The 24,279-nt window shown below is 59.9% G+C and carries 25 protein-coding genes; 13 read left to right on the plus strand and 12 right to left on the minus strand.

All coding sequences use genetic code 11. From position 1 onward, the window contains the following. The 3 genes from LQ231_RS19955 to LQ231_RS19965 all read right to left on the minus strand — a co-directional run. Positions 1–403: CoA transferase (locus LQ231_RS19955; RefSeq protein ID WP_230173469.1), on the minus strand; the 403-nt coding region annotated here is incomplete at its 3' end. A gap of 30 nt (positions 404–433) precedes the next feature. Next, entirely contained in the window at positions 434–1,546 is a 1,113-nt protein-coding gene (locus LQ231_RS19960; protein WP_230173470.1) for an OpgC domain-containing protein, read from the minus strand. Between the two features lie 25 nt (positions 1,547–1,571). Beyond that, complete coding sequence (locus tag LQ231_RS19965; RefSeq protein ID WP_230173471.1) at positions 1,572–3,206, minus strand: thiamine pyrophosphate-binding protein; 1,635 nt, start codon at positions 3,204–3,206, stop codon at positions 1,572–1,574. 100 nt (positions 3,207–3,306) lie between these two features. On the opposite strand from LQ231_RS19965, the gene LQ231_RS19970 reads away from it, so the two are divergent. After that, complete coding sequence (locus LQ231_RS19970; RefSeq protein WP_230173473.1) at positions 3,307–4,107, plus strand: poly(3-hydroxybutyrate) depolymerase; 801 nt, start codon at positions 3,307–3,309, stop codon at positions 4,105–4,107. 62 nt (positions 4,108–4,169) lie between these two features. Here LQ231_RS19970 and LQ231_RS19975 read toward each other — a convergent pair whose 3' ends face one another. From LQ231_RS19975 to LQ231_RS19990, 5 genes are all read right to left on the minus strand, one after another. Further along, positions 4,170–4,655 (minus strand): hypothetical protein, encoded by a 486-nt coding sequence (locus LQ231_RS19975; protein WP_230174979.1) that lies wholly within the window; start codon positions 4,653–4,655, stop codon positions 4,170–4,172. Positions 4,656–4,708: 53 nt separating this feature from the next. Further along, positions 4,709–6,025, minus strand: coding sequence for a tetratricopeptide repeat protein (locus LQ231_RS19980; protein ID WP_230173475.1), 1,317 nt, complete (start codon positions 6,023–6,025; stop codon positions 4,709–4,711). Beyond that, a complete protein-coding gene (locus LQ231_RS27310) occupies positions 6,022–6,273 on the minus strand; it encodes a zf-HC2 domain-containing protein (protein WP_356636973.1) in 252 nt (83 codons plus the stop codon). Before LQ231_RS27310 ends, LQ231_RS19980 begins: the two co-directional genes overlap by 4 nt. A 66-nt stretch (positions 6,274–6,339) precedes the next feature. Then, positions 6,340–7,032 carry a sigma-70 family RNA polymerase sigma factor gene (locus tag LQ231_RS19985; RefSeq protein ID WP_230173476.1) on the minus strand — a complete coding sequence of 231 codons (693 nt, stop codon included), beginning with the start codon at positions 7,030–7,032 and terminating at the stop codon, positions 6,340–6,342. 245 nt (positions 7,033–7,277) lie between these two features. Further along, positions 7,278–9,326 carry a chloride channel protein gene (locus tag LQ231_RS19990; RefSeq protein ID WP_230173477.1) on the minus strand — a complete coding sequence of 683 codons (2,049 nt, stop codon included), beginning with the start codon at positions 9,324–9,326 and terminating at the stop codon, positions 7,278–7,280. A gap of 90 nt (positions 9,327–9,416) precedes the next feature. Between LQ231_RS19990 and vapB the strand changes: the two genes are divergently transcribed. Together vapB and vapC are read left to right on the plus strand one after the other, a co-directional pair. After that, entirely contained in the window at positions 9,417–9,647 is a 231-nt protein-coding gene (gene vapB / locus LQ231_RS19995; protein ID WP_230173478.1) for a type II toxin-antitoxin system VapB family antitoxin, read from the plus strand. Beyond that, positions 9,647–10,048: a tRNA(fMet)-specific endonuclease VapC gene (gene vapC, locus LQ231_RS20000; protein ID WP_230173479.1), complete on the plus strand. Its 402-nt coding sequence runs from the start codon at positions 9,647–9,649 to the stop codon at positions 10,046–10,048. Before vapB ends, vapC begins: the two co-directional genes overlap by 1 nt. A 77-nt stretch (positions 10,049–10,125) precedes the next feature. Here vapC and LQ231_RS20005 read toward each other — a convergent pair whose 3' ends face one another. Then, entirely contained in the window at positions 10,126–11,031 is a 906-nt protein-coding gene (locus LQ231_RS20005; protein ID WP_230173480.1) for a LysR family transcriptional regulator, read from the minus strand. Between the two features lie 101 nt (positions 11,032–11,132). On the opposite strand from LQ231_RS20005, the gene LQ231_RS20010 reads away from it, so the two are divergent. From LQ231_RS20010 to LQ231_RS20055, 10 genes are all read left to right on the plus strand, one after another. Then, positions 11,133–12,143, plus strand: coding sequence for a putative sulfate exporter family transporter (locus LQ231_RS20010; protein ID WP_230173481.1), 1,011 nt, complete (start codon positions 11,133–11,135; stop codon positions 12,141–12,143). Between the two features lie 62 nt (positions 12,144–12,205). Continuing rightward, complete coding sequence (locus tag LQ231_RS20015; protein ID WP_230173483.1) at positions 12,206–13,408, plus strand: LysR family transcriptional regulator; 1,203 nt, start codon at positions 12,206–12,208, stop codon at positions 13,406–13,408. Positions 13,409–13,663: 255 nt separating this feature from the next. Then, on the plus strand, positions 13,664–13,843 hold the full coding sequence (locus LQ231_RS20020; RefSeq protein WP_230173485.1) for a hypothetical protein: 180 nt from the start codon (positions 13,664–13,666) through the stop codon (positions 13,841–13,843). After that, positions 13,840–15,384: a histidine ammonia-lyase gene (gene hutH / locus LQ231_RS20025; RefSeq protein ID WP_230173487.1), complete on the plus strand. Its 1,545-nt coding sequence runs from the start codon at positions 13,840–13,842 to the stop codon at positions 15,382–15,384. The genes LQ231_RS20020 and hutH overlap by 4 nt, the downstream gene beginning before the upstream one ends. 88 nt (positions 15,385–15,472) lie before the next feature. Further along, a complete protein-coding gene (locus LQ231_RS20030; protein ID WP_230173489.1) occupies positions 15,473–16,360 on the plus strand; it encodes a glycine betaine ABC transporter substrate-binding protein in 888 nt (295 codons plus the stop codon). Positions 16,361–16,545: 185 nt separating this feature from the next. Continuing rightward, complete coding sequence (locus LQ231_RS20035) at positions 16,546–17,550, plus strand: ornithine cyclodeaminase family protein (RefSeq protein ID WP_230173491.1); 1,005 nt, start codon at positions 16,546–16,548, stop codon at positions 17,548–17,550. 6 nt (positions 17,551–17,556) lie between these two features. Further along, positions 17,557–18,372 (plus strand): PhnD/SsuA/transferrin family substrate-binding protein, encoded by an 816-nt coding sequence (locus LQ231_RS20040; protein ID WP_230173492.1) that lies wholly within the window; start codon positions 17,557–17,559, stop codon positions 18,370–18,372. Between the two features lie 79 nt (positions 18,373–18,451). Next, a complete protein-coding gene (locus LQ231_RS20045; protein ID WP_230173493.1) occupies positions 18,452–19,081 on the plus strand; it encodes an ABC transporter permease in 630 nt (209 codons plus the stop codon). Next, positions 19,081–19,719, plus strand: coding sequence for an ABC transporter permease (locus LQ231_RS20050; RefSeq protein WP_230173494.1), 639 nt, complete (start codon positions 19,081–19,083; stop codon positions 19,717–19,719). Before LQ231_RS20045 ends, LQ231_RS20050 begins: the two co-directional genes overlap by 1 nt. A 21-nt stretch (positions 19,720–19,740) precedes the next feature. Further along, a complete protein-coding gene (locus LQ231_RS20055) occupies positions 19,741–20,676 on the plus strand; it encodes an ABC transporter ATP-binding protein (RefSeq protein ID WP_230173495.1) in 936 nt (311 codons plus the stop codon). 621 nt (positions 20,677–21,297) lie between these two features. On the opposite strand, the gene LQ231_RS20060 is transcribed toward LQ231_RS20055, so the two are convergent. The 3 genes from LQ231_RS20060 to LQ231_RS20070 all read right to left on the minus strand — a co-directional run bounded on the left by LQ231_RS20060 (position 21,298) and on the right by LQ231_RS20070 (position 24,278). Beyond that, the gene (locus LQ231_RS20060) at positions 21,298–22,050 is read right to left on the minus strand and encodes a GntR family transcriptional regulator (RefSeq protein ID WP_230173496.1); all 753 of its coding nucleotides are present in this window, start codon (positions 22,048–22,050) and stop codon (positions 21,298–21,300) included. Between the two features lie 145 nt (positions 22,051–22,195). Continuing rightward, positions 22,196–23,326, minus strand: coding sequence for a sugar phosphate isomerase/epimerase family protein (locus tag LQ231_RS20065; protein ID WP_230173497.1), 1,131 nt, complete (start codon positions 23,324–23,326; stop codon positions 22,196–22,198). A gap of 79 nt (positions 23,327–23,405) precedes the next feature. Further along, positions 23,406–24,278 (minus strand): amino acid ABC transporter permease, encoded by an 873-nt coding sequence (locus LQ231_RS20070; protein WP_230173498.1) that lies wholly within the window; start codon positions 24,276–24,278, stop codon positions 23,406–23,408. Position 24,279 lies beyond the last annotated feature (1 nt).

Below are 24,279 nucleotides of genomic sequence, written 5' to 3' on the forward strand. Positions count from 1 at the left end.
TGATATCCGGCTTGATCTGTCTGAGGTTCTCATAGCCGATGCCGCGGCGGGAGAGATCGCCGGGTTTGTAGTTTTCGACCACCACGTCCGAAATGGCGACCAGCCGGCGCAGCAGGGCGACGCCTTCCTCGCTCGTGATATCGATTGCAATCGATTTCTTGTTCCTGTTGGCACAGAGGAAATAGGCACTCAGGTCACTGTCATTGCCATCGGCATCGGGCAAGAACGGAGGCCCCCAGCTACGCGTATCATCGCCGCTTTCGGGTTTTTCGACCTTGATGACCTCTGCGCCAAGATCGGCCATCAGCTGGGTTGCCGTCGGGCCTGCCAAAATCCGTGACAGGTCCAGGATGCGCAATCCCTCCAGACTGCCGCTTGCCATCTGCCTGTCGTCCTGGGTCATTGTTTCACTCTGTTCTGACGTCATGTCGTCTTATGCCTTCCAGGGAGCGGCCTTGAACCAGGCGACCAGATAGGCGGTGGTGATGAGGACAGCAAAGCCGGTGAGATTGGCAAGCGCCGTCCACAAGGGTGTGCGCCCCACGTGATCGAGCCAGATGCCGATCATCTGTGCGACGACCATACCGGTGGTGAAGACGGCGAGGGATTGCTGCCCGATTTTCATCAACAGGCGTGTGGCGGGATAGATGCGCGGATGGATCAATCTCTGCCCTCCAACGCCGACGGCATGGAAGGCGATATAGGCGAGCGCGACGAAATGGATGAGCCGCAGCAGGCCGAACGTGGTCTTGTCGGTCAAAGGCCGGATGGCACTGGCCGCATCCCGGAAGAAGGCGGATGCGTCGAGGACCATGTACCAGGCGAAGGGCACGGTCGCGAGAACGACAGCGATGGCCAGAGCCATCAGCCAGCGCTTATTAGGCGGCGAAACGATCGTGCCACGCATCAGGAAAAAGCCCAGGAAAAAGATGAGTTGCCAGCCGAAGGGGTCGAAGAACCAGGAGCGATCGGTCCACGGCTCGGCTGGAAAATGCACCAGGGCAAACTGGGCGGACAGCCAAAGCACAGTCATCAGCAGGATCGGCAGAGAACGGTGCACGCGCTCGGCCAGCAGCATGACCGGCATCAGAGCCAGGATCACCATGTACATCGGCAGGATGTCGAAATAGTTCGGCACATAGGTGAGGGTCAACAATCCGATGAGAAGGGGGGCGGGCTCGCTAAACAGCCGGACGAAGTTGAGGCTCTGGATATAGGAGGTTCCATCGGGCTTGTTGCCGGCAACGGCCATCAGCGTTGCAATGACGAGGAACACGCAGATATGCGACCAGTAGATCTGCCAGATGCGCTGCACCACGCGTGCCGACAGCATCACGATCCCCACCCGGTCAAACAGGCGACCGAAGGCAATCGCTGATGCCATGCCCGACAGGAAGACGAACATCTCGGTGGCATCCGAGAAACCGAACCGCGCCGGAATCCACAGGGCCCAGTGGTCGTTCGGCACATGCGCCAGAAGAATGATCAGCATCCCGATCCCGCGAAACACGTCGAGGCGCGGATCGCGAGGGCGTTTGACACGCACGGGGACGTCGGACCTTGCGGCCGGTTCAGAAGGCGTTTTTGTAAGCATCGGCGTCAAAGCTGCATGAGATCAGAGTAAACATTGCCCGGCCTTCAGCGGCCGCAAGCTCGCGGCGGAGATCGTCGGACGTTTCGACGCGAACGCCGTGACCACCAAATCCGGTTGCAATGGTGGCAAAGTCGCTTTCGCCAAGTGCGACACCAGCCGGCGTCAGGCCGGCCGAGGCCTGCTTCAATGCGATGAGCGCGAGGCTCCGGTCCTGGAAGACGACGACGATGACGGGATGACCGAGATCCCGCAGCGTCGCCAGTTCGCCGATACCCATCTCCAGCCCGCCATCGCCCATCACGGCAAAGACGCGACGTGTGGGATCGGCGACCTTCGCTCCGATCGCGAGAGGCAGTGCCGCCGCCATCGTGCAGAAACCGGCGGATTGCAGGAGGGACAAGGGGCGGTGGGCAATCCATTTTTGCGACAGCAGGATCCGGTGCGCGCCGCTGTCGACGGTCACAAGGCTATCCACGCCGGCGGCCTCATTGATGAGGTCGATGATGACATGGGGACCCCAGTCCGAGCGGGTCGCAAAGATCTCCGTGACTTTTTGCCGGGCGCGGATGTGCTCGCCATCAGGCCAGGATTTCTTGGGCTCAACGGCAGCGGCCAGGGCGGCTGTTGCGTCAGCCGTATTGGCAACGAACCGGGTGGCCGCATGATGCATGGCATGATCTGGCGCGGCGGACGTGATTTCCACGATCCTCTCGGGATCCATCACCGGATCCAGCCAGCCGAGACGCATCTCGATGGGATCGTAACCGACCATCAGGATCAGATCGGCGCGGCGTATCAGGCCAAGCATGATGGCATCGGCCAGCGGCGAAAGACCTGCTCCGCCGAGAGAGAGAGGATGGGTTTCGGGGACCACCCCCTTGCCCTTGTAGGTCGTCAGAACCGGAGCACCGATCGCTTCGGCCAGACGCAGGATGGGAGTCCCCGCATTCGCCCGTGCCGCCTCGAAGCCGGCAAGGATCAGGGGCCGCTCGGCCTTTGACAGACGCTGCGCCAGGGTCTGGATCGCCGGATCGGCCGCCCCGATTACAGGCGCAAGGATGTTGGTCGGGCTGATTACCCTCGGATTGGGATCGACCATCGCCGCAACGGCAGGAGACAGATCGAGATGAACCGGGCCCATTGGTTCCGTGAGGGCAAGCGCCAGCGCGCGGGCGACGGTCGGTCCGGCGCTCTCGCACTCGATCTCGAAACTTGCCTTGACCACAGGCCGCAGGAGCTGGGCGTGATCGATGACCTGATGCGTGTAGCGGGCGCGCGTGGGGCGGTCGACGATGCCGGAGATGACGATGAGCGGCACACGCTCCTGGGCGGCGTCCGCAATGCCGTTCACGGCATTGGCGAGGCCTGGTCCGACGGTGGTGACGAGCATGCCGGGTGTGCCGGTGGTGATGCTGGCACCCGCCGCCATCGAGGCTGCCGCCGTCTCGTGGCGAGCGAGATGAAAGGTGATCCCGGCCTTTTCCAAACCGTCGATCAAGGTCACGACCTCGCCGCCCGGCATGCCAAAGGCGTGGCGGACCCCGTGGGCATGCAGCGTGGCCGCAACGGCTTCAACAACCCGGGCCGGTGTGGTTTCGATGGCATCTGGCATTGGGCAAAGGCCTCTCTCAATATCGTGAAGTGCCGCTAAATTGCGGCGCCCCAACAAAGACTGTACGTGGAAATGAAGGTTTGGGGCAGGAGGCGACACGGTGACATTTCGTAAGGTTCTGCTGATCGCGGCTGGTCTTCTGGCGCCTGCTGCGGCTCATGCCGATGACTGCGGCGCGGAGGTGCCTTGCGTCGTCGAAGACGGTTCCTACCGGATAGAAATGCCCGTGTCTGGCGCTGCAAAGGGAGTGCTGGTGTTTTTTCACGGATATAAGAGTTCGGCCGAACTGCAGATGAAGCATCGGGCGCTCGTTGAAGTCGCGCATGCGCACGGGCTGGCCTTTGCCGCCGTCGATGGCCTCAACGGAACCTGGTCGCACCCCAACGCGCCTGGACGATACCGCGACGAGAAACGCTTCGTCGGTCACGTGCTTGATGATCTCGTGACGCGTTTCGGTTTCAACGCGAAAAACACGCTTGTCGGCGGGTTCTCCCAGGGCGCGTCGATGGCCTGGTACACGCTTTGCCAGCAGGGAAATCGCCTTGCAGGTGCCGTGACCTTCTCCGGTGTATTCTGGAATCCGCTGCCGGAGCCAAAGGATTGTGTCGCGGACATGCCGCCGATGGTGCAGATCCACGGCTCGGCGGACAAGACGTTTCCCCTGAGTGGCCGCGCCATTGGCTCGGACTTCCACCAGGGTGATACATTCGAGAGTATCGCCATCATCCGCCAGCAAAAGACCTGCAAGCCTGAGACGGTCGTCCAGAAGGTCATCGGCGGTGTTTCCTGCGACGTCACACCCGACTGTAATCGCGGTGAAGTCGCACTGTGCATTCATGACGGCGGCCATCAGGTCCGTCCTGATCATCTGGACGCCGCTCTTAGGGACCTCGGTTTCTGAGGCGACGTTGCGCACACCATTTGAGGGATTTGCGCAACGTCCTGCTTCATGTCGGAGAGGCTTCACGCGAGTGAACGCTCGCGAAACCAGACCACATAGGCGACAACAAGTCCGAACAGCAGATGGCCGACAAGCGATGCCCAGGTCAGAGGAATGAAGCCTAGGAAAGCTGGAAAGCCGGCGATCAGGTGGGCCATCACATAGAGCGCGAAGATCCATAGGCCGACCCCGAAGCCGAGCCCGGTCAGGAACAGGGGCAGTCGGGGGAAAATCAACCGCTGCAGCGGCCTTGCGATGAACAGATAGCCGATCGGATAAAAGATGATCCCGACAATGGCGTGGATCACTTCAGCCAGGAACAGGTTCTGGAAACCGAACACGCTCTGGACGAGCCCGGCCGGTTCGAGCGGGCCGCCGACGAGGAGCGGCGTGATCCCTCTTGCCCAGAATTCCCAGGTGATGTCTGCAGCCAGTCCCGCGATGACGATGGTGGCCAGCAGCCTTCCCGAGATGCGTGGAAGAATAGGCGCGTGGTGTGTCTCGATCATGGTCATTTTCGTTCCCCTTGGTTTGAACGTCGATAGGGTGCAAATTGGAAAAGTCACAGTGCCGTTTGCATTTCGATCGACCCGAGCAGTCGATCTTCGGCACGCAGCAGGCCGCGCACGGCGCGGATCCGAGAGAGCCCCGCGCTGTCACCATTCGTCCCCGCAGCCTTGGCCACCGCGAGAAGGAAGAAATCACGCTGCGCATTGCTGCCACCGATCATCGGGATGTTGAGAACGAGCTGATCCAGCATCTGCCGATCAGCCGCCGTGCTCATGCCCGCGATGATGCGGGCAAGAGGCAGTCCAACCTGGGCGGCAACCTGAGCCTGATCGCCGTTGCCGGCGGCCTTGCGCTCCAGCCCGCTGAGGATATCACGCACCCCGGTGTACTCGCCGATGGCAACAAGAGCGGCCAGTGTATGCAGCGAGGCAAATACCAGCGTCGTATCGTGCCGCCTCTTCAGCGCAATCTCTGCAAGGTCCGCCCATCGGGATCCCACGTCCACACCCGTCTGGTTGAGGCGCCACAGGAGCGAGACGGCGTTCGCCATGTCACGGAAATCGTCCGTCTGCTGCGGGCGCACTTCCTCGTCGTAGATCTTCAGGACCTGTTCGTGATCGCCGCGCTCCAGATGCAACAGCGCAAGGTGCCAGGCCATGTGGAAGGCAAAGTTGTTGCAGCGCGACCAGGAACTGCGTCCCTCTTCGAGCCAGGCTATGCCGGCCGTGGTATCGCCGCGCATCTCGTGGACATGGGAAACGGCATGCAGGCCCCAGGCATCATCCGGCTGCAGGCGCACGGCGCGCTGTCCGGCTGCTTCGGCTGCCTCGTAGAAGCCATGCTCCTCGAGCGCGAATGCATGACAGCCGAGCAGGAAGCCGGCAGCGGGCAGTTCTTCGCTCCAGACTTCCATCACCCGGTTGCTCGCCGAGAGCATTCCCTTGGCATCACCCAGCATGAAGCGCAGGGCATGCGATATCTTGAACGGGAGGAAGGTCGCCGGCCGCTCGGCAAAGCCTTCGTCGAGCCGGTGGGCGGCTTTCGCAAACGAGCCGTCCACGGCCGCCGCCAACGCATGCACCAGAACCTGCTCGTCCCGTGTTCCACCGTCTCGATAGGCCATGGCCCTTCGCGCTGTGGCCAGTGCTTCTGCCGCCGGTGTTGCCAGTTCGGAACGCGCGAGAATGAGGTTCGCAAATCCCTTGAGCGCCAGCGCTGCCACATGGTCGGGATCTGCCGAGAGGGTCGACTGGAGTGCCACCCCCGTGTTTGGGCTATGGGCGGCAAGACCATGGACCGCCGCCTCGAAAGCCGTTTCAGCTTCAGAGCTCACCGTGCTCGTCGAAAAATTATAGGCATCTAATCTCATTCGTTCGGCTCCTTGAAAGAACCATCACGATCCGGATTTGTGAGACCAAGCTGTTGCAGGAGTTCGTCGGCCACGGGCTCCCGAATACTCTCGGAGATCAGGCTCCTGGTAATTTTCAGGCCGCGAACATAGGTCCTGCAGTCTTTGCATTGCGCCAGATGAACCGACATCATCATCCGGGTCCGCGTCGAACCCTCGCGATTGATGTAATCGCTGGCAATGTCTGGAATTTCTCTGCAACTTAGCAATGCCGTTCACCTCTTGGTCTAAACCCGGTCGGGTTCTGCCCGTAAGACTTGGCTTTGCCGGGAACGTTACAGCATTCCTTTCACGCTTGCGTGATGCCCCACATTCTTTCCCAGAAGCAAGGTTTCGATCTCATTGCGGATACGGGTGCGGGCGCGGTGGAGCATGACGCGCTGGTTCTCCGGGCTGAGCTCAAGAAGCTCGCAGGTTTTCGCCGCATCGTGACCCTCGACATCCCGCATGATGAGAACCGCCTTCTGCGCCTGCGGAAGTCGATCGATCATCTCGCGAACATGGTTCCACAACTGTCGCCCGGCAAAAATCCTCTCCGGGTTCAGGCCGTCAAAAGAGCGAGGTGCGTCCGTCCAGTGCCCTGTCGCATCGAAACGTGATGGCGACATAGCATCGGTCTCGTCGCCATGATCGTCTTCCTGAGCGAGCGGGGCATAACGTCCTTCTCGCTTGGCAAAGGTCTTGGCCTTGTTGAGCAGAATAGCGATGATCCAGGTCGACAGGGCCGCCTTGCCTTCAAACCTGGAGATGTTTGCAACCACCGAAAGCCAGGTCTCCTGAGCCACATCTTCAGCTGTCGCCCGGTTCTTCACAATGGTCTGTGCCAAGCCGACCAGGGCAGCATGGTGACGCTCGACGAGAAGGCGCAGAGCCTCTGGATCGCAACTCCGAAGCTGATCGAGAAACAGTCCATCCGCATGAATGCGCAGGCCGAAGCCGATTGCGGCAACGAAGAATGTAAAGCTCATTTTTACTCCGCCAAGTGCACGCTACCGGAGCGCCTTCGGGTCAATAAGCGTCTTTAAAGACAGAAAAGTAAAGGTGGCGAAAACTGCGTCTCGGAAAATTGAACGATCTCCGCCTGTTCAAAGTCAAGCATAAAGAGACTGGCTCCGGCTTTGCCGGCGTCGATGGATGATGGCGGCGCGCGGCCAGAGCCGCCTCCAAATTGAGTTGATTATATCAAGCAGCCACAAAGCCTGTAACGTCGAAGCTAGAACTCGCCTGAAACTTCCCTTCGCTGGCGATCCAGTTCTTCGCTATATCGTCTCAGAGTATGGCTCTCGCTAAGCTGACCCACGACTTTTCGTTCAATCAAGTCGCTGACAACAGCGAGTGCTTCAGATTGCGTTCTCTCGAAGAGGGCCGCGGCCTGCTTGGCATTCATCTGTGGCAGCAGAACATCCGATTGAAAATGTGCCAGATCCCTTACGAAACGCGGTTGATCTTCCTGCTCGGTTAAGCCGGAGTAGACTTCCGGAACGAGTATCAGTCCCGCGTATTTTCCCGTCTCCTCAACGAGAACAACCCGCTGGGCTGAGCCGATTGGAAATGCCTTTTTGAACTCGTCGACCATCACGTCGGCCCTGGCCGTCTTCACATCTGCGCGCATCAACTTGTCGACGGTCAGGTTGCGGATCCAGCCGACATCATGGGCACTACGAATGCTTTCACCCCGAAGGTGAAACCGCCAGGTGGCGAACGAGTAGCCGAATGTCGATCTAACAACGAACGAAGAAGTAATGACGGCCGCAAGGACAAGCGCAGTGATCGGAAAGTCGCCTGTGATCTCAAGAGCGAGAAAGGTCATCGTCAAGGGGCCGCCGATTACCGCAACGGCAAGTGAACTCATGCCGACCACAGCATAGATCACGGGCGTCAGCGTGGCGTCCCAGAAGTAAGGCGCGGCATAGGCGAACATTTTCCCGACTAGCGCTCCCATAAAAAGTGAAGCGAAGAAGAGGCCTCCGCGAAAGCCGGAGCCGATCGAAACAGCCGACGCCACCGCCTTCAAAAAGAACAGGGCCAAGAGAGAAGAAACGGCGACGTCGCTAGCCAAATTCAAATGCAGCGCACCATGCCCACCGGAAAGAATCTGTGGCGATACGAAGGCCAGCAAGCCAACCGCTATCCCGCCCAAGGCCGGACGGAAAGGCAGCGATATTGAACTTTTGCGGGCAGTTTCCTCAACAAAAGAGACTGCCTGCATCAAGAGAATACCGACACCGGCGCAGAGTATGCCAAGCAGGATTGCGGGAATGTAGTCGGCAGGCAAAACTGCACCGAACTGATCCACGTCGATGGTGAATTCGCTGCCCGCCAACATTCGAGCGACCAGCGTCGCCACCAGCGCGGAGACAACAACAGGTGTCAGCGACAAGATCGTGTAGGCGCCGATGATCAGCTCGAATGCGTAGAATGCGCCCGTCAATGGCGCGTTGAAAGCCGCGGCTATTGCACCCGCAGCGCCACAACCGACAAGCACTCTCAAATCGGAGCGGCGAAGTTTCAGCTTCAGGCCGAGTTTCGAGGCAACGCCAGCCGCAATCTGGGTATAACCCGCTTCCAGACCAACAGATGCCCCGAATCCATTTGAAACAAGGTTCTGGACTACGACTATCAGGCTATCGGTCAGAGAGAGACGACCGCCATGGAGCGCGTTGGCCTCGATCGGATCGACGAGCGGGCGTTTACGATACCGTGCCAGACCAAATAAGATTATCCCCAGAATGACTCCACCGCCTATGGGGGCGATCAGAAGCAGGAAATGATCGCCAATTGTTGAGGAGCTGAGCCTGGCCGAGCCATCAATCCTAAAGATCAGTCTATGCATCTCGCTCGCGATGTAACTCATAAGAACAACGGCGATGCCGGCAGCCGCACCCACGATCGCGCCAGCTATAGAGAGACCAAGTTCGGTCCTTCTCGCTAGCGCTTGCCAGGCAGCCGGGTCGAACGGTCGTCTGATCAACCGAAACCGCGGAAGCTTCAAACGAAAGAACTTGCGGGACTTGGGGCTGGGGTTCACGATTTTTACTTCTTCATGCGAACGGCAAATTTCTGACAAGTGGTCATCAGGTACCCCTGGGAGAGCGGCGGTGCAACTGAAGAAGCTGACCGATGTGGCGAACAAAGAATTGGTGAGAAAAAAGCCAAGACCGCAGAGGAACTGCGCATGCAATGGACGGTTCCATAAAGGGCGCGCCGCAGCACCATATTGGTTCAAGGTAAGGTTGCGAATTCCAACATATCGGAAGTTCATAACTCGGCTCGACTGATTGTATATCCCATTGACATATCCCAATCCGGAGGTTATGTGGGATCGTGGTGTAAACCTGCAAAAGGGACGCAGATGGAGCAGGGATCAGTATTCCAAAGCAACCGAAGCCAAGCTATCCGTTTGCCCAAGGCGGTCGCTCTACCGGATGATGTAAAGCGCGTTGATATTGTTGCCGTGGGACGCACACGTATCATCGCACCTGCTGGCGAGGTCTGGGACAGCTGGTTTGAAGGAGCGACGGTGACATCCGACTTTATGAGTGAGCGTGATCAGCCAGTGTCTCAGGAGCGCGAGGCATTCTGATGCTGAAGTACATGTTGGACACCAACATTTGCATTTTTACGATCAAGAACCGGCCCCAGCAGGTGCGCGATGCGTTTAACAGACATCACGGTCAGCTGTGCATCAGCTCGATCAGCTTGATGGAGTTGATTTACGGGGCGGAAAAGTCAGCCAGTCCGGAAAAAAATCTTCCCGTTGTGGAGGGCTTTGCCGCGCGCCTCGAGGTGCTGCCGTACGAAGAAATGGCAGCCAGCCATACAGGTCAATTGCGCGCCGAATTAGCCCGCAGTGGAACTCCGATCGGACCCTATGACCAGTTGATCGCAGGACACGCCCGCTCGCGGGGGCTCATTGTTGTCACAAATAATCGTCGTGAATTTGACCGGGTGCCCGGTTTGCGGGTCGAAGACTGGACCGTTTAGCGTCGAGCCTAGACCTTCGACCGCTGAGTGTCGCCGCGCTTTTGCCAGAGGATGCCTGTCCGCGGCCAAGCCAAATCTTACGGCGAAGAAAACTGCTCTGCAGGGCTCCGGCACAGCACCTCGAACGCCTTGGCCGCTGCGGAGAGACGGCGCTCCTTGTGCCGAAGGATGGTGAACTGGCGTGAAGTCACTTCAGCGTCGAGCAGGACGAGTTGTCCCTGTTCCACAAACGGCGCTGCCACAGATCCCGAAATCGCCGTGACCGCCTCGCTGCCGCGAACCGCATTTAAAACACCTTCGTTCGATGGCAGGATCAGCAGGACATCCAAGCGGGCGGGATCGATCGAACGCGACCTGAGTTCGCGTTCGAAAACCGCGCGGGTGCCGGAGCCCGGCTCGCGAAGAATCCATTTCAGCCGGGTGAGGTCCAACTCTGGGGACGCATCCCGGTCCATGGCCGCCTTTGATCCGGTGGCGGCGGCAATGACCAGCCTGTCGATGGCGACCGAGGCGGAGCTGAGTGCCGGCTCATCGATATTGCCCTCTATGAAGCCGAGTTCTGCGGCACCTTCCAGCACGGCAGCCGCGACGGTTGCCGTGTTTCCATCTTTCAGATGCACGTCGATGCCGGGATATTCGTTCTTGAAGCTCAGCAAGCGATGGGGCAGCCAGTAGTTGGCGATCGTCTGGCTCGCCTGAACGTCGAGCTTGCCGGTCTTCAAGCCACCGAGTTCGGCAAGCACAGACTGGGCAGCTTTCGCCCGTGCGACGGTCTCGCGGGCCTCGCGCAGAAATACCTCCCCGTCTCGGGTCAGTTCGATACCCCTGCCGACGCGGTCGAAGAGCCTGACGTTGTAATGCGCCTCCAGCGCCCTGATCGAGGCGCTGACGGCGGACGGCGTGAGACCGAGAAAGCCGGCCGCCTTGGTGAGATGCTCGCGCTCGGCTACGGCGATGAAAATGGAGAGCTGTTCGAAGGTCATGCCAAATCATGAAATTGAACTGCATGAAATGTCAATTATTATGCGATTGATTCGAACTAAACGGAAGAATATTCCCTGATTTAGATATTCGGGAGTATTTCATGTTTTGCTTGAGCGTTTTGAAGCGGATTTTGCCCGGACTTCTCGCGAGCATCGCCATATCAGTTCTCGCGCATTTTCTCGCTGCCATGGAAATGAAAGCCAATGGCTTCGTCTGGCTCGACAGCCTCGTGCTCGCGGTCATACTCGGCACATTGGCAAACACCATGTTCGGATTGCCGTCGATCCTCCAGGACGGTATAGATTTTTCCTCCAAGTTCATCCTGGAATTGGCGATCGTGCTGCTCGGCGTGACGATCAATCTGGCGACCATCGCCAGCGTCGGCACGACGATGATCGGCATTGTTGCGGCCGCGGTCCCGCTGTCTCTGCTGGCCAGCTATGGCATTGCGAGAGCGCTCGGTCTGACCGACCGGCTCGCCATGCTGGTCGCTTGCGGCAATTCGATATGCGGCAACTCGGCGATCGTTGCCGCGGCCCCAGTCATCGACGCGAAGCCGGAGGATGTCGCATCGGCGATCGCTTTCACGGCGGCGCTCGGTGTGCTGGTCGTGCTCATGCTGCCGCTGGCGTTCACGGCCTTTCACCTGACGCAATGGCAATACGGCGTGATTGCCGGCATGACGGTCTATGCGGTACCGCAGGTCCTCGTTGCCACCGCGCCGATCGGTGTGGTCAGCGCCCAGATAGGCACGATCGTCAAGCTGATGCGCGTGCTGATGCTGGGTCCCGTCATCTTCACGCTTAGCCTGAGGAGCGGCATGCGCCGCCGAAGCCGGTTCTCCGTCATGCAGATGATCCCGTGGTTCATCGCCGGTTTCTTCTGCCTGATGCTGGCCCGCACGTTCGACTTGGTTCCGGAAACCCTCCACGAGCCCGCCAAGGACGCCTCGACGATCCTGACCGGGATATCGATGGCCGCGCTCGGACTATCGGTGAACCTGCGCACGGTCTTCGCCTCCGGTGGCCGCGTGCTGGCGGCTGGCTTCCTGTCGATACTGGCGCTGGCTTGCCTGAGCGCCATCGCATTGCTGTTCATACCCGCCCTGTGACGTGGTGCGGACCGCCATCCGGCGTTTGCGGCGCGTCTCGGTGAAGTGTTAGACTGACAACGATGGATACATCGACACTTCTGATCACCCACAAGGTCCTGACCGGCCGCAGCATACGCGGCACCGCGCGTCTTATGGAAAAGCCCGTCCCCAGCATCGCAGCGGCGGTCGAGCGGATGGAAGCTGAGATTTCGGTGCCTCTTATCCGCAAGGCTGGCAACGGCATCGTGCTGACGCTGGAGGCGGAACGTTTGTCGCCCGCGATCGGACTTCTGGCCGAGCAGGTTGAGCGGATCGTCGCGGTCGGCAACCAGCGAAGCCAAGATGTCTCGCTCAGCCTTGCCGCGCTTCATCGCTTCACCCAGGTCGCTGAGATCGGCAGCATCCGGCGTGCTGCCATGCATCTCGGCATCGGTCAGCCGCAGTTGGCGCGCCAGGTCATCCACATCGAGACCACGCTCGGCTGCAAGCTGCTCAACCGCACGGTCAACGGCTCTACCGTTACGCCGGCCGGACGCCGGCTGGCAGAGGTCGTTCGTGAACTGGAGACGTCGTGGCACGAGCTTGCCCATGCGGCAGCCGGACGCTCACGTCGCGAAGCGGCGACTATCCGGCTTGGCTCCATTATCCCGATGGGACATGACAGCTTCGTCGCGACCCTGCTCGCCTCGCTGATCGCCGCCTGGATCGATGACCAGCCGCTTCATCCGCTGTTTATCGCCAGCAACACCACTGAGGAACTTATTACCGGTCTGAAGAGTGGCAAGTTCAACTCGGTACTGCTCAACAGCGTGCGCATTTCTGCTGAATTCGAGTCGCACCTGATCGCCCGGTCACCTCTGTCTCTCATAGGCCGGTCCGACATTGTCGGATCCGCCCGGGGTATCGACGGCATCGTGCGCGTGCTGTGCGAAAATACCGTCGCGTTTCCGAGCCCCAAGAGTGGCCTGCGCCAGGTCATCAACGGACTGATGGAGGCGGTGATAAATGAGGACGCCCGCGACGCCCTGAACATCACCGATGTGGATTCGATGCCGGTCATTCTCAATCTCGTGCTGCGGCACGGCATCGTTTCGATCATGCCATCGGAATCGGTCGCCAACCTGCCCTCCGGCCTCTCTCAAATCCCGTTGCCGCCCGAATACAACCTGCCGCATTGGCTGGTTCATGCAAAGAACGACGCGAGCCGGCAGACCGCCAGGGCGGTGCTGACAGTGCTTGAGAAACTGGGTTACGGAGAAAAGAATGCTCGGTCCGAGGTTTGACCAGCCGGGCAGTAAACCTGGCTTGCGGCAGGAAATCGTGTTGTCATCCGCTTTTTCGCGAATGACAATACTCTTTAAAATGTTGATTTAGAAGGCTTTATTTACTTACCGAGTGTGAGGCGCGCATACAATATTACGCGCCCGCAAATGTGGGATATCCCAAAATATATACACCCGGAGCCGACATCATAGGCCCTTCTAAAGGGCTGATGCGTGTGTTTGTCTGCTGATAACAAAATAAGCACAGGGGAAAAAATGAGCGTTTTGACCGCCAGGATGGCTGTTGCTCGGCTGCGCAATGGGGTGACAACTTCTGCTTCCAGATATTGCCGCTTCGTCTTTTCGAACGCCATTGCGATCACCAGCCGCTTCCGCGCTTTCGCGTCCCGACGTGAGGGAGCCATCCTGAACAACCGCTCGGGGAGGTTTGCATGACCGGTTCTGCTCAAACAGTAACGCTGCAGCCGTCCTCCGTGACGATCGAGGACATCGTGGCGGTAGCGCGTCATGACGCGCGGATCGAGGTTTCCCCGGCTGTCGAGCAGGGTATCATCGCAGCGCGCGCCGTCGTCGATCGCTACGCGGCGCAGGATATTCCCGCCTATGGCCTGACAACCGGGCTTGGCGCTGGTGCGGACACACGCCTTGCTGCCGATGATCTCGTCGCTTTCCAGATCCGGGTTCCCCTGGCCCGCGCGGTTGGAGTGGGTGAACCGTTGCCCCGCGAAATCGTCAGGGCGATGATGGCGGTGAGAGCGGCTGGCATGGCCGCAGGCGGTTCCGGTGTCTCGCCCCGTGTCTTCAAGAGTTTGATCGATGCCATCAATGCCGGTTTCCACCCGGTTGTCCCAACGCTCGGCTCCATCGGTGCAGCCGACCTTGCGCCGCTGGCGCAGATGGCAAGTGCCTTGCTTGGCATCGGAACGGCGGAATTCGGCGGCAAGGTGCTGCCGGCCGATGAAGCGTTGAGTGCAGCAGGCCTTCTGCCCCTCGAACTGGGCCCCAAGGATGGCCACGCCCTGGTGGTCGCCAACAGCTTGTCCGTCGCTCAGGCATGCCTGCTTGTCCATGACCTCAAGCGGCTATTCGACTGGTCGCTACGGGCAGTTGCGCTCGACTTCGAAGCGTTTCGCGCGAATGTGACGGCGCTTGACGACCGCGCACTGGCAGTGCGGCCTGCCTTCGGTCAACGCGCCGTTGCGGAGCGGCTACGGACCATTTTGTCAGGCAGCTCCCTGTTCGCTGACGGCGCGGCACGGCGCCTGCAGGATCCGCTGAGCTACCGCTGCGTGCCACAGGTCTGGGGTGCGCTGTCGCATGCCATGGCCGAAGCCGAGGAAGCGACATCGATAGAACTGAACAGTTCCAGCGACAATCCGGTCGTGCTGGCTTCGGAAGGTCTGATCCTGTCGCATGCCAATTTCGACCTGACGGCCTTCGTGCTGTCGTGGGAGCGGCTCGGCCAGGCCATGGCGCATTGCGCTGCTGGTACCGCCTATCGCACCATGAAGATCATGTCGCCCGGCATGTCCGATCTGCCGCGCTTTCTGACTCCGATGGGCCAGAACCGCACCGGTTTTGCCACCGTGCAGAAAACAGTCTCGGCGCTCGAGAGCGACATCCGTCATCTGGCGGCGCCGTGCTCGCTGACACCGATCCCGGTCGCAGACGGCGTCGAGGACCAGGCGTCGATGGCGCCGCGCGTGCTCGCCAAGACAGCCGACATCATCAGTCGGCTTCGCTACCTCGTTGCAATCGAACTTGTTGCCTCGGTCCAGGCCGTCGACCTTCGCGGCGTTGCTGGCGAACTCGGCCGAGGCACGGATGCGACCTACCGTTTCGTGCGCCAGCATGTCGCAGCGCTGACCGAGGATAGAGCCCAAGGCCCCGATTTCATGCGGCTGGCCAACGCGATCGATGGCGCGGTTCTGGAGGTTGAAGGAGGCCCATCGCCACGCGGTGGGAGGAGGACGTGAGTTTAGAAAAAGGAGACGTGATCCCCCAGCCACGCCAAGCCACAAGCACAGACTGATAAGCCTTAAAAAGAAAAAGGGAACATAAAATATGAAGAACTGGACCATCAAGACTGTCGTCGCAATGATCACAATCGCCGCGGCGACGCTGCAGCCTGCCGCAGCCGAACCGATCAAGGTCGGCAGCAAGAACTTCACCGAGCAGTACATCCTCGCCGAAATGTACGCAGCGCTGCTGGAAAACGCCGGCCTCGTGGTCGAGCGCAAGATCAATCTCGGCGGCACCCTGATTGCGCATGAGGCACTGAAAGCCGGTGAGATCGACCTCTATCCGGAATACACCGGCACGGCGCTTTCAGCCGTGGTCAAGGGCGCACCGTCGACCGATGCCGACAAGGTCTACAACGAGGTCAAGGACTTCTACGCCAAGGAATTCAACCTGACCTGGCTCAAGCCGACCGGCATCAACAATGGCTATGTCATTGTCGTGCGCGGCGACACGGCAGAGGAGCACGGCCTCAAGACCTTGTCCGACCTCGCCAAGGTTTCCGGCACGCTGGTATTCGGCGGTGGTCCAGAGTTCCCTGAACGCCAGGACGGCCTGCCCGGCCTGAAGCGCGTCTATGATGCGGAGTTCAAGGAGTTCAAGCAGTTTCCGAAGCTTGCCCTTCGCTACGACGCGCTCATCCAGAAGGAGATCGAGGTGGTAAACGGGGCGGCGACAGACTCGCAGATCGCACTGCAGAACCTCGTCGCGCTCGAAGACGACAAGGGTCTGTTCCCACCCTACTATGTGGCGCCGATTGTTCGCCAGCAGGTGCTCGACGCTAACCCCGCTGTCGCCGAACTTCTCGAAAGCCTCGGCAGCCATCTCGACAATGCCACGATGCGTACGCTCAACGCCCGCGTCGAGAATGATCATGAGGAAGCGGCCGACGTTGCTGTCTCCTTCTTGAAGGAAAAGGGGCTGCTGAAGTAGCAGCCGCCACGTTCCGGCCGGAGCCATCCCGGCCCGATGCCGCCACCGGAAGCAGGGGAGGGCCAGGACCTTAGGCCCTCCTTTTCTCCACCCGCCAACACGACTGATCTGACCGAACTCCCCAGAACCACAAGGGGGGACAGGAACCCGCGTTCCATTCAAACTGAAGTCTGGAGAGACATGACATGCAAGAAATCTGGATCGACTATCTGAACGCCGTGGACACCAAGGCGCTTGCCCTGACAAACGAGGAAATCCTGGCAGCGGTTTCGACCGCACTGGAAGCCCAGGGGCGCGGCGAGACCGTGATCGAGCCACGTGTCCACCTCGTCCCGGAAAGCTCCGACAAGGGCCACTTCAATGTGCTGCGCGGTTATGTGAAGCCGCTCGACTATGCCGGCGTCAAGATAGTCGGCGACTTCGTTGATAACTACAAGGTCGGGCTTCCCTCCGAACTCGCCGTGCTGAACCTTTTCGATCCGCGTACCGGCGTGCCGAAGGCAATCATCGACGCGACCGCGATCACCGACATGCGTACTGGCGCCATGACCGCGATCGGCGCCCGCCATCTGGCGCGCAAGGACAGCAAGGTTCTCGGCCATATCGGCGCGCGGGGAACCTCCTACTGGAATATTCGCCTGCTCGACCACCTTTTCGACTTCGACGAAATTCGTGTCCACTCCCGCCGCCCGGAAAGCCGCGAAGCATTCGCAGCCCGCCTGACGGAGGATCTCGGCAAGAAAATCGTCGTCACCGACAATTGGGAAGACTGCCTGAAGGATGCCGATATCATGGTCGAGGCGAGCCGCCTGCCGGAACCCACGCCGCTGTTCAAGACGAGCTGGGTGAAGAAGGGCGCATTTGTGGTGCCTTATGGCACGATGAGCGCTCTCGAATTTGACCTTACCGACATCATGAGCAAGGTCGTCGTCGACGACTGGGGCCAATGTGGGCCAGGCCGCCCCTATGGCGCGTTGCGCCGCCATGTCGACGAGGGCAAGGTGACGCGGGAAAACCTGCACGCGGAACTGGGTGATATCGTCTGTGGCGCGAAGCCGGGTCGCGAAAATGATGATGAGACCATCCTGTTCTGGCACCGTGGCCTCAGCAGCACCGACGTCGCACTTGGCGCTGCGATCGTGGACAAGGCAAAACGCAATAATATCGGCCAGAAGCTTCGGTTTGCGTGATCCTCTATGAATGACACCCCACTCATCGCATGCTCGCGCATGTACAATGTCAGTCCAGCCATACGCGCCCGCTGGGATGATCTGTTCACATGGGCGAGCGATCAGGCTGGGGTGGCGCTGGAAATCATCGCCCATGCGGTTCCCGCGCCTCTGCCTGAACTCTGGGCAAGACCGGACATGGGCGCAGTCTTCATGTGTGGTTACCCGTTTTCGCGGCTGCCGGAAGATAAACGGCCGGTCATTCTCGCTGCACCCGTCTGCAAGGCCTCGTGGTCCGGTGACCGGCCGCGATATGCAAGCCATATTGTGGTCACGGCCGACGGACCGGCCTGTTCGTCGACTGGTATGGGCAGGGCGGTCTGGGGCTGGACGGTGAGGGATTCCCAGTCAGGTTATCACGCGCCACGCGCCTTCCTCGCCGGGAGGGCTCGTGAGAATCCGGCGGTGATGCGAACAGTCGGGCCGCTGGTCAATCCCACAGGCATTCTCGAAGCCCTGCATGCAGGACGCATCGATGTGGGAGCGATCGATGCCTATGCCTACGAGTTGTTGTCGTTGCATGAACCCGACATCCTGACCGGATTGAAGATCATCGCGACGACAGAGCCGATGCCCTGTCCCATGTTGGTTGCGGCGCGCGCCGCGCCAGCCAGACGGGTTTCGGCGCTCCGGGAAGCGCTGCTGCAGGCACATGAACGTGCGGGAGGACGCGCCGTGCTCGATCCGCTGGCACTGGCACGGTTCGAGTTGCCGGATGCCTCGGACTATCGCGTTCTCCCGGAGCTCGCGGACGCGACCAACCTGCGCATCCCTCAATGGTGAGGACACGGACAGGAAAAACGGGAGGTTTGGTGAAGGTGACTCGCGAGACAGGTGACGCCATCCGGTTAGGAGCAACAAGATGAAGTGGGTTCCCAATAACATTCCACGCCTTTTCGAGGCTTTGCTGGAGCATCTCCATCTGGTGTTCACATCGGTTGGAATAGCTCTGGTGATATCGCTGACCTTTGGCATATGGGCCGCGCGACGTCCGCGGGCCTTCGCCACGATCATCCTGGTCACCGGCGTGCTATTCGCGATCCCAAGTCTTGCGCTCTTCGCCCTGCTCATTCCGATGATGGGTATTGGAACTACGCCAGCGATCACCGGGCTGGCGGCCTATTCGTTGATGATCCTGATCCGCAACATTGGTACCGGCTTCCAGTCGATCCCGCATGAGGTAATGGAAGCCGCCCATGGCATGGGATACGGCCCTTTCCGCCGCACCTGGGAAGTCGAGTTGCCGCTAGCACTGCCCTACATCGTCGGGGGCATCCGTATTGCGGTGGTGACTGTCATCGGTATCGCCACGGTCGCCGCCTATATCAACGCGGGTGGCCTTGGCGAAATCATCTTTCAGGGGATCGACCAGCGGTTCCCGGAAAAGATCATCGCAGGCGGCCTGCTCACCTCGGCGCTGGCGCTGGCCGCCGACTATCTTCTGGCCTCGGTCGAAAAGTTCCTGCGCCGCAAAGTGGGGAGGGCATCCTGATGGCGAATTTTTACAACGCCCTGGAGTGGATCCTCGGCAACCCAACCTCCTTCTTCGGAGCATTCAACAGACATCTGATGCTCTGCCTGATCTCCCTGGGTATAGCCGCGCTCGTTTCGATCCCCGTCGGCATTGTCGTCGCGAGAGCGCCGCGTGCCTCCTTCGTTGCGATCAATATCGCCGGTGCAGCCCGGTCCATTCCGAGCCTGGCCATCCTCGCTGCCGCCATGCCGCTGCTCGGGATTGGTCTCTACCCTTCGCTGATCGCGCTCGTCGTACTCGCTGTTCCGCCGCTGCTGCTCAACACAGTGATCGGAATCCGAGAAGTCGACCAATCCGTTCTCGATGCCGCCAACGGCATGGGCATGGGACGAGGCGATATCCTCTGGCAGATAGAGCTTCCGCTTGCGGTCCCGTCCATCCTTTCAGGCATCCGTACTGCGGCCATCCAGGTGATCGGCGGTGCTGCCCTTGCCTCCTTCATCGGCGGTGGCGGTCTGGGCGACTTCATCAACGCAGGGATCGCCATGATGGACATGAGCCGCCTTCTCGTGGGTGCGATCCCGATCGCCGTCCTCGCAATTTTTGCGGAGTTCGCCTTTGGCTGGCTGCAACGCAGCTTCTCCTACCGACGCTGACGCAAGACAAAGGACAAAAAGATGATCAGACTTGAACATGTCACCAAGACCTTCCCCGGCAGCGATCACGTTGCCGTCGCCAATCTTAACCTCGAAATAGAGGCAGGAATGACCGTTGCGATGATTGGACCGTCGGGCTGCGGCAAGACGACGACCATGCGCATGATCAACCGGCTGGAAACGCCGACCAGCGGGCGCGTTCTGGTGCAGGGCAGGGATGTCGCTGAAACCGATCCCCGCCAGCTTCGCCGCAGCATCGGCTACGTCATCCAGCAGGTCGGCCTGTTCCCGCATATGACGATCGCGCGCAACATTGCCACCGTGCCGCGTCTCCTCGGCTGGGACAAGGCGAAGACCGACAAGCGTATCGACGAACTCCTGGAGCTCGTAAGCCTCGATCCGGCGCTCATGCGCAACCGCTTGCCGCACGAATTGTCGGGTGGCCAGCGCCAGCGTGTCGGCTTCGCCCGCGCGCTTGCGGCCGATCCCGAGATCATGTTGATGGACGAACCCTTCGGGGCGATTGATCCCATCACGCGCATCAAGCTGCAGGACGAGTTCCGCCAGATCCTGAAGAAGGTCAGCAAGACAGTGGTCATCGTCACCCACGATATCGACGAGGCCATCAAGATGGGCGACAAGGTCGCAATCATGCGCGACGGCGGCCTGTTGCAATACGATACCCCAGAGGCGCTTCTGGCAAAGCCTGCCGATGAGTTCGTCAAGAACTTCCTCGGCCCGGACAGAACGATCAAGAGATTGAGCCTCATTCGCGTAGCGAGTGTCATGACGCAGGCACGCGCATCGGCCGACGGTCCGTCAGTTTCGCCGGACGCCAACCTTCACGTGGCGCTCGCTCGCGTCATGGAACACGACTGTGGGGGGCTGGATGTGAAGACCGGGGACGGCACGCTCGTCGGTTACCTGGACAGGAACGCGATACTCTCGGCACCTTGACGATCAGGGGTAGCAGTCTGAGAACCGCCGACGGTGATCTATGTGCGAACCGCCACCAGCTGTGGTCGTCTGCGATCGGGTAATTGAGGCCGGCGTCCGGGAACCTCATCGAATAATGTCCGTGATGCCGTTGGCGGTGCCTTCGACTATGCCGATCTGCAGCCCTGGTGTAGGGTTCCGACTAAGGGAGCTGGTTGGAAGCTTCCACCTACGGCGATTGCTGCCTGTGGCGGCAGATTGGCCGGTACGGTGCGCATCGCCGACCCTCCAGGTCTTCAGCGGGGTCTTGTTGTCCTTGCGGGCGAGCGCGGGGTCTCGCAGCTCTGCGCGGAAAGTCGTCGCTCATCAGGTAGGACAGTTCGAGTAACCAGGGCATAGGGGAGAGACCGGGCCGCATATGGCCCGAGGTCGCGACACGGACGCCGCGCGAGCCTTCGCCGGTCTGCCTACTGCGCCCATTTCAGCTGCTACCTACGAAAATGAGGGCATTTACTCAAGCGCTGAAGGTTGTATTGAAACGCACCTTTGGAGGAGCTGGGAGAGGGAATGATCATCACATCAACAGGGTTTTTCAAATCAGTGTTTGATAATTGAGGTTTTGTGTTCGCTTTAGGCCGCCGGTCAAGAGAAATTCTCCAACACGGCCAGGAATGTGTGCCGGTCGCCCTGTCCCTCGGTCAGTCGAACGCGGCCCTCGATGTCGGCCAGATGATGATCCATCAACTGTTGCGCTTTTGACAGGTCCTTGGCTTTCAGGGCGCTGACGATCTGGCGATGGTGGTCGGCGCCGCAGTCGTCTTTCCGCTCCTCCTCGTACAGAGACATGACGAGCGAGAGGCGCGCGACGATCTTCGACAACACTTCCGTTAGAACGGCATTTCCACCAAGCTCTGCCAGAACGACATGGAACTTGCCTGACAGCACCGTCTTCGACTTCTCGTCACCATGGTGATGGATGTGTTCTTCCTCGTCGGTCAGCTTTTCAAGTGCGTCCAACTGATCGGCAGTCGCGTGGTCCAGGACAAGCTCCAGGATGACGTGCTCGAGCTTGCGACGGGCCTCGAACAAGGCCTTGGCCTCTTCGATGCCCGGTTCGGCGACGAAGGTACCGCGGTTTTTCTTGCGTTCCAGGAGATGGTCACTTTCCAACACGCCTAGTGCGCCACGGACGACCGTGCGGCTCACGCCGAAGTGGTCGGCGATTGCGTCCTCGAGGATCTTGACGCCGGGTTTGAGGGCCCCTTCACCGATCGCTGTTGCAAGTGTGATCCGGATGCGTTCAGTCACGTCGTCTTGGGCGTGTTCTGCCGCATCGACCGAGCCGTTGGCCTTTGCTGCGGTCTTGGCGCCTTGACGTCGTGTCGTCCTCTTCATTTCCCTCTCCAGCTCCGATCAAGCGACCTAATTATTTCCATGAGAATATTCCTGCGTATATGCGCTCGGTGCCAAAAGTCGAGATCTTCCCAATGTTTTAAGGAGCACCGGCGACATTTGTTGCCGGTGCTGAATCTGTAGCCTGTCAGGCGGCTCGCTGCTTTGTGGGCGCGGTCGAGAGTGAAATTCCACTCGCTACGCAGACCTCCTCGATATGGCGCGCCGAATTTTTTATAAACGTCACTGCTTCGTTGTAGCCATAGGACTGATTCTCATAGGTCGGGTATCCATACTGACTGGCCTCATAGGCCTCCCAGTCCGGGATCTCACCGGTGGCCACCCGCTTTTCGAACGCATCCACCGAGGCGAGATATGCCTCGAGTTCTTCCGCCGTCAGGTCGGGGTGGCCGGCGCGCCAGATCGGATCATTGATCTCGATGCACTGGCGAGGATTGGCTTTGCGCGGTTTGTCCTCGACGGAAGCTGCAACCTCAAGGGAGAGGTTCAGGTCGGGATTGGCTTTGGCAAGGATTGGGATGATCGTGGCGAAATCGACAATACCGCGCCCAACGGGCCTCGTCTGGAAATCTAGGCCGCCTTCAGCATGGCCGACATAGGCATCCTTGATATGGGTCTGGCGGACATAGGGGGCCACGCGTTTTGCGGCAAAGACCGGATGTTCCGCACGTTGCAGTCCGTTGGCGGTATCAAAAACGACACCCATGCAATCTTCGCCCATCTTTTCTATCAGGCGAAGGATTTCGAAGGAGGTTATCTCGTCATGGGTCTCCATGTTGAGATGGATGCCGTGGGTACGCGCCACGGGGGCGAGCTTCAACAGTACCTTTTCGATGGCCAGCAATTGCTCGTCCCAGGTGACGTCGGTGCGGAAGCGATCATTGGCCAGTCGCCCGCGATATTCCGATTTGAAGTTTCCGGGCGACACCCAGAGCTCACGGCAGCCGATGGCCGCACTCGCTTCGATCATGCGGGTGAAGCCAAGGACAACGTCGCCATCGCCGATGGCTCGGAATTCGGGTGCCTCGGCGCTGCAATAGGGATTGATCTTGCCAACACCTGCTTCGAGATAAAGGCCGAGCTCGTCGGCCTTGGCACGGATCTCGGCCAATTCTCCCTTGTCCAGCGTCTCGCTCATGTCGAGGATCGTGCTGAAAAAGATGCCGCCGAGACCCAGTTCCTTGACGTGGTCCAGGCTTTTGAGTGGCCCGCGCTTCCTGGCTTCGGGCAGCTTCTGTCCGTCAATGCCTAGTCTCATGATCTGCTCCTTGATGTTTCCTGGTCGGATGCGCTGCAATGGCGATCCTGGTTGCTTGATGGATTGAACTGGTGACGTCTCAGGCCCGTCTGGGCGGGCCTTTCTGTGTGCCGGCGGTCCGGCCTTTCGGGGCGAGGTGCTTCTCCAGAAAATGCTGGCCGATCGATGCGATGGTTGTGATGAGCAGGTACCAGAGCGAGGCAACGCACAGCAGCTCGATGACAAGGAAGTTGCGCGCGTAGATGGCCTGGGCCTGGGTCAGTAGGTCCTGCATGCCGATAACGGAGACGATGGCGCTTGCCTTCAGCATGCCGATCGCCTGGTTGCCGGTTGGCGGCACGATCAGCCGGATCGCCTGGGGCAGTACGACGGTTCGAAGGGTCTGCAGTGGGCGCAAGCCCAGTGACGAGGCAGCTTCGCGTTGACCACGATCAACAGCCGTCAATCCGCCGCGAATGATCTCGCTCATGTTCGCGGCTTCATGCAGGCCAAGCGCCAGGAAGCCGGCCAGCGCTGGGGTGACGAGTTCGTTGATCGAGATGGAATAGTGGCCGACACCCACCATCGGAATGAACAGCGCGATGTTGAACCAGAAGAAGATCTGGACGATGAGCGGCACGCCGCGGAACCACCAGACGAAGGCGACGGCGAAAGCCTTCAAGACGATGTTCTGGCTGGTTGCCATGATCGCAATGATGCAGCCGAAGGCGATCCCGAACACCATCGCGCCGGCCGTCAGTTGCAAGGTGAGACCAACGCCGTCGAGGATGACCGGATCCACCATATAGCGGGGTATTTCGCCCCACTGAACGGTCTGGTTTCGTGCAATTGTGGTGACGAAGAACACCAGCGCGACGATCGCGCTGGTACCTGTTGTGATCTGCCCCCACCGGATCGGCTTGCCGAGTGGCGGTGCGATGGCCATGCTGACGGGGTGAGCAAAAAACGCCATG

It is taken from the genome of Rhizobium sp. CECT 9324 (assembly GCF_918741265.1).
Taxonomy (GTDB): Bacteria; Pseudomonadota; Alphaproteobacteria; order Rhizobiales; family Rhizobiaceae; genus Allorhizobium.

Coding starts and splice junctions, on each gene's coding strand:
- LQ231_RS20010 (WP_230173481.1), top strand. CDS start 11,133: ATGTTTTGCTTGAGCGTTTTGAAGCGGATTTTGCCCGGACTTCTCGCG.
- LQ231_RS20030 (WP_230173489.1), top strand. CDS start 15,473: ATGAAGAACTGGACCATCAAGACTGTCGTCGCAATGATCACAATCGCC.
- LQ231_RS19980 (WP_230173475.1), bottom strand. CDS start 6,025: ATGAGATTAGATGCCTATAATTTTTCGACGAGCACGGTGAGCTCTGAA.
- vapB (WP_230173478.1), top strand. CDS start 9,417: ATGGAGCAGGGATCAGTATTCCAAAGCAACCGAAGCCAAGCTATCCGT.
- vapC (WP_230173479.1), top strand. CDS start 9,647: ATGCTGAAGTACATGTTGGACACCAACATTTGCATTTTTACGATCAAG.
- LQ231_RS20055 (WP_230173495.1), top strand. CDS start 19,741: ATGATCAGACTTGAACATGTCACCAAGACCTTCCCCGGCAGCGATCAC.
- LQ231_RS19990 (WP_230173477.1), bottom strand. CDS start 9,326: ATGAACTTCCGATATGTTGGAATTCGCAACCTTACCTTGAACCAATAT.
- LQ231_RS20005 (WP_230173480.1), bottom strand. CDS start 11,031: ATGACCTTCGAACAGCTCTCCATTTTCATCGCCGTAGCCGAGCGCGAG.
- LQ231_RS20020 (WP_230173485.1), top strand. CDS start 13,664: ATGAGCGTTTTGACCGCCAGGATGGCTGTTGCTCGGCTGCGCAATGGG.
- LQ231_RS19985 (WP_230173476.1), bottom strand. CDS start 7,032: ATGAGCTTTACATTCTTCGTTGCCGCAATCGGCTTCGGCCTGCGCATT.
- LQ231_RS20050 (WP_230173494.1), top strand. CDS start 19,081: ATGGCGAATTTTTACAACGCCCTGGAGTGGATCCTCGGCAACCCAACC.
- LQ231_RS19975 (WP_230174979.1), bottom strand. CDS start 4,655: ATGATCGAGACACACCACGCGCCTATTCTTCCACGCATCTCGGGAAGG.
- LQ231_RS20060 (WP_230173496.1), bottom strand. CDS start 22,050: ATGAAGAGGACGACACGACGTCAAGGCGCCAAGACCGCAGCAAAGGCC.
- LQ231_RS19965 (WP_230173471.1), bottom strand. CDS start 3,206: ATGCCAGATGCCATCGAAACCACACCGGCCCGGGTTGTTGAAGCCGTT.
- LQ231_RS20015 (WP_230173483.1), top strand. CDS start 12,206: ATGGATACATCGACACTTCTGATCACCCACAAGGTCCTGACCGGCCGC.
- LQ231_RS20035 (WP_230173491.1), top strand. CDS start 16,546: ATGCAAGAAATCTGGATCGACTATCTGAACGCCGTGGACACCAAGGCG.
- LQ231_RS20045 (WP_230173493.1), top strand. CDS start 18,452: ATGAAGTGGGTTCCCAATAACATTCCACGCCTTTTCGAGGCTTTGCTG.
- hutH (WP_230173487.1), top strand. CDS start 13,840: ATGACCGGTTCTGCTCAAACAGTAACGCTGCAGCCGTCCTCCGTGACG.
- LQ231_RS20065 (WP_230173497.1), bottom strand. CDS start 23,326: ATGAGACTAGGCATTGACGGACAGAAGCTGCCCGAAGCCAGGAAGCGC.
- LQ231_RS20070 (WP_230173498.1), bottom strand. CDS start 24,278: ATGGCGTTTTTTGCTCACCCCGTCAGCATGGCCATCGCACCGCCACTC.
- LQ231_RS20040 (WP_230173492.1), top strand. CDS start 17,557: ATGAATGACACCCCACTCATCGCATGCTCGCGCATGTACAATGTCAGT.